The organism is Trebonia sp. (genome assembly GCF_049794275.1).
Taxonomy (GTDB): Bacteria; Actinomycetota; Actinomycetes; order Streptosporangiales; family Streptosporangiaceae; genus Trebonia.
On sequence record NZ_JBARCR010000441.1, the window covers coordinates 1 to 7,427 of the forward strand.

At 69.8% G+C, this 7,427-nt stretch carries 9 protein-coding genes; 4 read left to right on the forward strand and 5 right to left on the reverse strand.

Annotated elements, in window-relative coordinates:
- The first annotated feature begins 239 nt into the window (after positions 1–239).
- A complete protein-coding gene (locus WA805_RS12175) occupies positions 240–1,892 on the forward strand; it encodes an ABC-F family ATP-binding cassette domain-containing protein (protein WP_425242382.1) in 1,653 nt (550 codons plus the stop codon).
- Between the two features lie 41 nt (positions 1,893–1,933).
- Here the strand turns inward: WA805_RS12175 and WA805_RS12180 are convergent, their stop codons facing one another.
- The 5 genes from WA805_RS12180 to WA805_RS12200 form a co-directional block, all read right to left on the reverse strand.
- The gene (locus WA805_RS12180; RefSeq protein WP_425242383.1) at positions 1,934–3,553 is read right to left on the reverse strand and encodes an ABC-F family ATP-binding cassette domain-containing protein; all 1,620 of its coding nucleotides are present in this window, start codon (positions 3,551–3,553) and stop codon (positions 1,934–1,936) included.
- 88 nt (positions 3,554–3,641) lie between these two features.
- Positions 3,642–3,836 (reverse strand): hypothetical protein, encoded by a 195-nt coding sequence (locus WA805_RS12185; RefSeq protein ID WP_422274276.1) that lies wholly within the window; start codon positions 3,834–3,836, stop codon positions 3,642–3,644.
- Between the two features lie 90 nt (positions 3,837–3,926).
- Positions 3,927–4,088, reverse strand: coding sequence for a hypothetical protein (locus tag WA805_RS12190; protein ID WP_422274274.1), 162 nt, complete (start codon positions 4,086–4,088; stop codon positions 3,927–3,929).
- Positions 4,089–4,092: 4 nt separating this feature from the next.
- A complete protein-coding gene (locus WA805_RS12195) occupies positions 4,093–4,818 on the reverse strand; it encodes a hypothetical protein (RefSeq protein ID WP_422274272.1) in 726 nt (241 codons plus the stop codon).
- 146 nt (positions 4,819–4,964) lie between these two features.
- Entirely contained in the window at positions 4,965–5,297 is a 333-nt protein-coding gene (locus tag WA805_RS12200) for a cupin domain-containing protein (RefSeq protein ID WP_422274270.1), read from the reverse strand.
- A gap of 116 nt (positions 5,298–5,413) precedes the next feature.
- On the opposite strand from WA805_RS12200, the gene WA805_RS12205 reads away from it, so the two are divergent.
- Genes WA805_RS12205 through WA805_RS12215 form a run of 3 tightly spaced genes read left to right on the forward strand, consistent with a single transcriptional unit; the run spans position 5,414 to position 7,403 of the window.
- Positions 5,414–5,677 (forward strand): hypothetical protein, encoded by a 264-nt coding sequence (locus tag WA805_RS12205; protein ID WP_425242384.1) that lies wholly within the window; start codon positions 5,414–5,416, stop codon positions 5,675–5,677.
- Positions 5,671–7,011: a Rieske 2Fe-2S domain-containing protein gene (locus WA805_RS12210; RefSeq protein ID WP_425242385.1), complete on the forward strand. Its 1,341-nt coding sequence runs from the start codon at positions 5,671–5,673 to the stop codon at positions 7,009–7,011. Before WA805_RS12205 ends, WA805_RS12210 begins: the two co-directional genes overlap by 7 nt.
- The gene (locus tag WA805_RS12215) at positions 7,008–7,403 is read left to right on the forward strand and encodes a ferredoxin (protein ID WP_424559138.1); all 396 of its coding nucleotides are present in this window, start codon (positions 7,008–7,010) and stop codon (positions 7,401–7,403) included. The genes WA805_RS12210 and WA805_RS12215 overlap by 4 nt, the downstream gene beginning before the upstream one ends.
- Positions 7,404–7,427: the final 24 nt, after the last annotated feature.

A 7,427-nucleotide genomic window follows, 5' to 3' on the forward strand; every position in this document is an offset into this window, starting at 1 on the left:
CGCAGCGCGGCGTACCGCCGGTACTCGGGCACCGTCATGTCGGGGAACATCTGCCACCCGTCGGGCAGGTCCGGGTCGTCCAGTTGCAGCAGCAGCCCGGCGTCCGTGATCGTGCTCGCTGCGTCACGCGAGCTCAGGTCCTTCGGCCGTGCCGCCCGACGACGTGCTGAATCCGTGCCGATACCTGCGGTCGACCAGGCCTGCCGGGCATGCCGATAAGTTGGCCTAGATTTGGTCGGGTGAATGCGGTACTAACGGCCAAGGGGCTGTCTGCTGGGCACGGGGACCGGGTCATCTTCTCCGGGGTCGACCTCGTGGTGTCGCCTGGCAAGGTGATCGGGCTTGTCGGTGCCAACGGGGCGGGGAAGTCCACGCTGCTGCGAATGCTCGCCGGGCTGGACGACGGCGCGCGCGATGCCGGGTCCGTGTCGCTGAACCCGCCGACGGCGACGGTCGGGTACCTGCCGCAAGAGCCGGAGCGGCGGCCGGGCGAGAGCGTGCTCGCGTTCATCGAGCGGCGGACCGGGGTCGTCGGCGCTGCCGCTGAACTCGACGCGGCGACGGCCGCGCTCGAGGCCGGGGAAGCGGGGGCGGACGATGCGTACGCGGCGGCGTTCGAACGGTGGATGAACCTAGGCGGGGCGGACCTGGAGGAGCGGACCGCGAAGGTCGCTGCCTCGCTCGGGCTCGCCGTAAGGCTGGAGGCGCCGATGACCTCGCTGTCCGGCGGGCAGGCCGCGCGGGCGAATCTCGCGTCGCTGCTGTTGTCGCGGTACGACATCTTCCTGCTCGACGAGCCGACGAACGACCTGGACATCGACGGGCTCGCCACCCTGGAAGACTTCGTCGTGAAGCTGCGGGCCGGGACAGTGCTCGTCAGCCACGACCGGGCCTTCCTGGAACGGACGGTGGACCAGGTGCTCGAACTCGACCAGGCGCAGCAGTCGGTGCAACTGTTCAGCGGCGGGTACCTCGCGTACCTGGAAGAGCGGGCGATCGCCCAGCAGCACGCGCGGGATGCCTACGAGAAGTACGCCGACCAGAAGGCGGCCCTGGGCGACCGGATGCGGACGCAGAGCAGCTGGGCGGACAAGGGCGTGCGGCAGGCTCGGGCCAAGGCGCCCGACAAGGACAAGCACCGGCTTTCCGCGCAGGTCAACCGCACGGAGAAGCTGGCCAGCAAGATCAAGATCACTGAGCGGATGCTGGACCGGCTCGAGGTCGTGGACGAGCCGCGCAAAGAGTGGGAGCTGCGGATGACGATCGCGGCGGCACCGCGCTCGGGGACGGTCGCCGCAGCGTTGCGTGACGCGGTCGTGTCATTCGACGGCTTCACGCTCGGACCCGTGAACCTGCAGGTGAACTGGGCGGACAAGGTCGCCATCACCGGGCCGAACGGAGCGGGGAAGTCGACGCTGATCGGCGTGCTGCTCGGGCGGGTGCCGCTCTCTTCCGGTTCGGCGTCACTCGGGTCCGGGATCTCGGTGGGTGAGGTGGATCAGGCACGGTCGCTGTTCGACGGTCCCGTGCCGCTGCTCGAGGCGTTCGCCGCGCAGGTACCTGGGCAGGTCCCCGAGGAGAGCCGGACGCTGCTGGCCAAGTTCGGCCTCAAGGCGGAGCATGTGCTGCGTCCAGCCTCGTCGCTGTCGCCAGGGGAACGGACCCGGGCCGCGCTCGCCCTGCTGCAGGCGCGCGGGGTCAACCTGCTCGTGCTCGACGAGCCGACCAACCACCTCGACCTGCCCGCCATCGAGCAGCTGGAGTCGGCGCTGGACGGGTACCCCGGGACGTTCCTTCTGGTAACGCACGACCGCAGGATGCTGGAGTCGGTGTCTGTCACACGCCGATTCGTGGTGTCGGACGGCCGGGTCGGCGAGGTTGACGTGGCCTGAGCCACGGTGACAGGTCAGTGACGCGGAGACGGCACAGGCTGCTAGCGGGCGCGCTTGACCCGGGTCTCGTCCCAGACCGGCTCAGCGGCCTCGCGGACGATGCCGTCGGAGCCGAAGACGAGGAAGCGGTCGAAGGTGCGGGCGAACCAGCGATCGTGGGTGACGGCGAGGACGGTGCCCTGGTAGGACTCCAGACCGTCTTGGAGGGCCTCGGTGGATTCGAGGTCCAGGTTGTCGGTGGGCTCGTCGAGGAGCAGGGCCGTCGAGCCCTGGAGCTCCAGCAGCAGGATCTGGAAGCGGGCCTGCTGGCCGCCGGAGAGGTTGCCGAACCGCTGGTCCCCCTGGCGCTCCAGCTCGTAGCGGCGCAGCACGCTCATCGCGGCGCCGCGGTCGCGGGCGTGGAGGTCCCACAGGATGCCCACTAGCGTCCGCCCCTCCAGCTCCGGGTGAGCATGGGTCTGGGCGAAGAACCCGGGGACGACCCGCGCGCCGAGCTTCCAGCTGCCGGTGTGGGCGACATCCTGTCCCGCGAGCAGGCGCAGGAAATACGACTTGCCCGAGCCGTTAGAGCCGAGCACCGCTACCCGCTCGCCGTAGAAGACCTCAAGGCCGAACGGTTTCATCAGCCCGGTGAGTTCCAGGTCAGCGCAGGTGATCGCTCGCAGGCCGGTCCGGCCGCCACGCAGCCGCATCTTGATGTCCTGTTTGCGGGGCGGCTCGGGCGGCGGCCCCGCCTCTTCGAACATGCGCAGCCGGGTCTGCGCGGCGGCGTAGCGGGAGGCCATGGCATCGCTGCGGGCGGCGTACTGGCGCATGTCGACGACGAGCTTCTTGAGCTGGGCGTGCTTTTCGTCCCAGCGGCGGCGCAGTTCCTCGAACCGTTCGAAGCGGTGCTCGCGCGCCTCGTGGAACGAGGGCCAGCCGCCGCCGTGGACCCACACGTCCGACCCGCCCGGAGCCGGCTCGACGCTGACGATCACCGACGCCGCCTGGGCGAGCAGTTCCCGGTCGTGGGAGACGAACAGGACGGTCTTGGCCGTATCGCGCAGCTGGCCCTCCAGCCACAGCTTGCCGGGGACGTCCAGGTAGTTGTCCGGCTCGTCGAGAAGCAGCACCTCGTCGGGGCCGCGCAGCAGCGCCTCGAGGACGAGGCGCTTCTGCTCACCGCCGGACAGGGTACGGACCTGGCGCCACTGCGCCTTCTCGTACGGCACGCCGAGGGCAGCCATCGTGCACATGTCCCAGATGGTCTCAGCCGCGTACCCGCCGGCGTCGCCCCAGTCGGACAGCGCCTGCGCGTAGGCCAGCTGGGCTGCCTCGTCGTCGCGCTCCATGATGGCGAGTTCGGCCGCGTCCACGGCCAGAGCCGCTGCCCGGACCAACGGCCGCGCCACGGCCACCAGCAGGTCCCGGACGGTTCGCTCGTCCCGCACCGACCCGACGAACTGCGGCATCACGCCCAGCCCGCCGCTGGTCGTGACCGTTCCCGAATCCGCTTTCAGCTCACCGGAGGCGAGCTTGAGCAGCGTGCTCTTGCCCGCCCCGTTCGGACCCACGAGCGCCACGACGTCACCCTGCCCCACCCGGAAGCTGGCGTCGGCGAGCAGCAGCCGCCCGTCCGGCAGGTAATAGTCGACGTGCGCGACCTCGAGATGCCCCATGCGCGCCATGATGGCCGACGCCCGTGAAGCCGGGCAAATGAGTTACGGTTGCTGATCGGACGTGCTGATCTGACGGGCGGTCACGGGCCTAGACGTCCGGTGACGCGCCAGGACCAGATAACGCCAGGCCCTCTTCCGGTTCTTCCAGGAACTCCTCGGCTACTTTCAGCATCGACATGTCGCCGGGCTGTAGGCCCTCGGCGGCGCCGGGAGGGCTGTTCGGGTTTATCTTGATGTACTTCGGCAGCGCTGGCTCTGACCAGACGACCCTCCGTCGATCCATCCACCGCTTGATCCTGCTCATGTCTCGGTGCTACCCGCATTTTCCTGATTAATCTGCGACTTGTGCAGCATCTTCAGCGCGGCCGCGACCTCAGCTCATGCCCCAGCCCTTGTAGTACCAGTTCGGTGGCACAGGCGCGGTCCCGGCGTGCACGGGGGCGGACTCGATCTGCTTCAGCGCGGCCTTGATCTTGGCGAATTCGGCGCGCGCCACGGCATAACGGCCGGCCCAGGGGGAGGCGACTTCGGGCACGCTTTTACAACGGAGGCGGCGGGTGGCCGGGCCGTTCCGGGTGCCTGCGGGTCACGGCCACCACGGCCAGCAGCGCGGCCAGCGGCGCCACCAGCGCGATGAAGTCGCCGACGACGAGGATGCCCAGGGCGACGAGGGCCGCGGTGAACCCGACGATCATGATCGCGACCGTGGTCAGCGGCCAGTCCTGGAGGAAAAGCGGCGAGGCGGCCGCGGGCACGGCTAGCGCCGGGCTGGCCACCGCGGTGACGGCCTTGGTCTCGCGCCGTTCCGCGATGCCCTCGCGCAGCCGCACCGAGACCATCAGAGTCCCGGGCTGGGCCGCGACCAGCAGCAGGTCGTCGGGATGCGCCGGGTCGGCCGCCTGGGACACCGCGCCGCCGCCCGCCGCCCACGCGACTACCCGCTGGCCTTCGGAACGGCGGACCCGGTAGCGCACCTGCTCGCCGGTGATAACGCTGTCCGGTCCCTCGATCGCATGCCCGTTGGCGTGCCCGTTCGTGGTTCCGTTCGCCTGCTGCGCGGTCGCGCCGTTCCCGTTCGCGGCGTGGGGCGGCTCCACGATGTCGGCGGGTCCGGTGGCGTCGCGCCTGGCGAGGCGCTCGGCGAGTTGGATCTGCTGGAGATGCACGGTCCGCGCCATGGCGACGATGCCGCCGGCGACGCCCGCCGCGCCGAGCCCGAGGATGGCCGCGACGACGGACTGACCGACGTCCGCCGCTGCAGGCATGGCATCCCCCTAGTGACTACGGATCCTCGAAAGCTAGCCAGCCAGCCCTATTAAAACACATGATCGAAAGCAATGGAAGCATTGGATGGCGTGGGGACACCACGTTCTAGGCTTGGCTGCGATCAGGGCCGCGATCGGGGCCGCGATCAGGAGAGCTTGGCGACCGTCAGCAAGACGACCGAGTCTTGCAGTGCCCGCAGCCCGTGCGGCGCGTCGGGAACGATGAGCAGGTCGCCGTCCCTGCCCTCCCAGGACTGGCCGCCCGAGACGAGCGCGACCCGGCCGCGCAGCACGTACACGCTCGCCTCGCCCGGGTTCGCGTGCTCGGTGAGCTCCGCGTCCTTGACCATGGCGATGACCGTCTGCCTGAGCACCTTCTCGTGGCCGCCCAGCACGGTCTCCGCCGCCCGCCCGGCCTTGTCGGCCGCCGCCTTCGCGGACAGTTCGCGCGCGAGCGCTTGCAGCGAGTGCTTCTGCATCGTGTCCCTCCTGCCTCCGTGCCATCGGCACTTTCCGCCGGCCGCCTCGTTTAAACGAAGGCCTGCCGAGAGCCTCCGGCATTGACAGCCGCCGCGTACGGTGAATGGCTGGTTTCATGCTCTGGTTGTCAGTCGTCGTCGACGAGGCGTGCACTCAGGTCTGGGAGGCGTGGCGAAGCGGCGCGTCGGTCACCTCGCTGCGGGTCAGCCCGGCCGTCTACACCGCCGTGGCGGCCGCGAGGCCGGCGGAGACGGCCCGCGACTACCCGCTGATGCTGCTCGGCCTGCCGCTCGTCGCCGACGCTGAGGTGGCCACCTACGCCCCCGTCGTCATGCGGAAGGAAGTGCCGAAGGACGCGCGGAAGGAGACGTCATGCTGACGGCAGAAGAAAACGAGGTGCTGTGCCGGGTCGGCCCAGGGACGCCGATGGGCACGGTGCTGCGCAGGTACTGGACCCCGGCGTTCCAGCTCGGCGACCTGCCGACGCCCGACTGCCCGCCGGTCCGCGTGACGATCCTCGGCGAGAACTTCATCGCCTTCAGGGACACCGCCGGCCGGCTGGGTTTCCTCGACGAGCTCTGCAGTCACCGCGGCGCGTCGCTCGCGCTCGGCCGGGTCGAGGACTGCGGCATCCGGTGCCTCTACCACGGATGGAAGTACGCCGTGGACGGGACCATCATGGAGACCCCCAACCTCGCCGCACCCACGTTCAGGGAGCGGGTCAAGCACGGGGCCTACCCGGTACGCGAGGCAGGCGGGCTCGCCTGGGTCTATCTCGGGCCGCCGGGCACCGAGCCGCCATTCCCCGCGTTCGCCTGGTCCACCGCGGACCCAGACGAGCTCCTCGTGACCGAGATGATCATGGACTGCAACTGGATGCAGGTGCTCGAGGGCTCGATCGACTCCTCGCACGTGGGCGTCTTGCACCTGGACACGCTCGCCACGATGGGGGCCGGCCCGCGCAGCGTCGGCTCGTTCGACTTCGCCGGGGAACCGTGGGACCTGGATATGCCGGTGCCCGGCCGGGGCGGGCAAGGCGGCCAGGGCCAGGGCGCGCCGGCCCGGCGGCCAGGGGTCTGGCCCAGTGACGACAACGCGCCGCGCATCGAGGTCGAGAACACCCCGTTCGGCTTCCACTACGCGGCGATCAGGGACGTGACTGGCGAGCCGGACCGGAAGTTCGTCCGGGTCACCGCGTTCGTCATGCCCTACACGGCATTCATCGGCGGGGCGCCTGGCGCGGTGATCGTCGTCCCGCGCGACGACTACACCTGCTCATCCATTGGCGTGTTCCCGGTGCCGAAGGGCAGCGGCGCAGCGCGGCGGGCGGGTGCGGGGACGGATCCGGCAGTCTGGGGACCCGAGCCGGACAATCGCCGGATCCGGCTGCCGCGCCAGGACCGCGAGGCGATGGCGGCCGGCCAGAGTTTCGCCGGCTTCCGTGGCGGCAACCGGATCCAGGACGCCGCGGTCCAGCTGTCGTCCGGCCCGATGTACGACCGCGCCAAGGAGCACCTGGTGCCCGCCGATCTCGCGATCATCAGGCTCCGGCGGCTGCTGGCCGACTCGGTCCGGCTGCTCGAGGCGGGACGGGATCCGGTCGGCCGCGGCGAGGGCTGCGACTTCGCGCGGATCACGGCCGCCTCGCAGATCATCGACGCCAGCCAGGCGTGGCAGGACCTCGTCCCCGCGCACCAGGGCAGCTCCTCATGAGGGTGTGGATCGACCAGGATTACTGCACCGGCTCAGGCCTGTGCGAGCTGATCGAACCCCGCGTATTCGCCATCGGCGACGACGGGCTGGCCCGAGTCCGCGCGGCGGAGGTGCCGCCGGGATGCGAGGATGAGGTTCGCGACGCCGCCGAGTCGTGCCCAGGCGGATGCATCCGGCTGGAACCGCGCCCTTTATCCCGAACGTACGCGTCGTTCCTGCCTGCCCCACGTAAACCCGCGGATCGGGGTAACGCATTCAGCACACGTTCAGCCGAAAAAACAATTTCTCGAACGATCTTGCAAACGATCGCAGACAATCTACGATATGTGCAAGGTCGGCTCAACACGGGTTCGCACCGAATTAAGCATTTCGGCACAGCGGCCCGGCGGTAGGTGATGCTGATGGGCGCGTCGAAC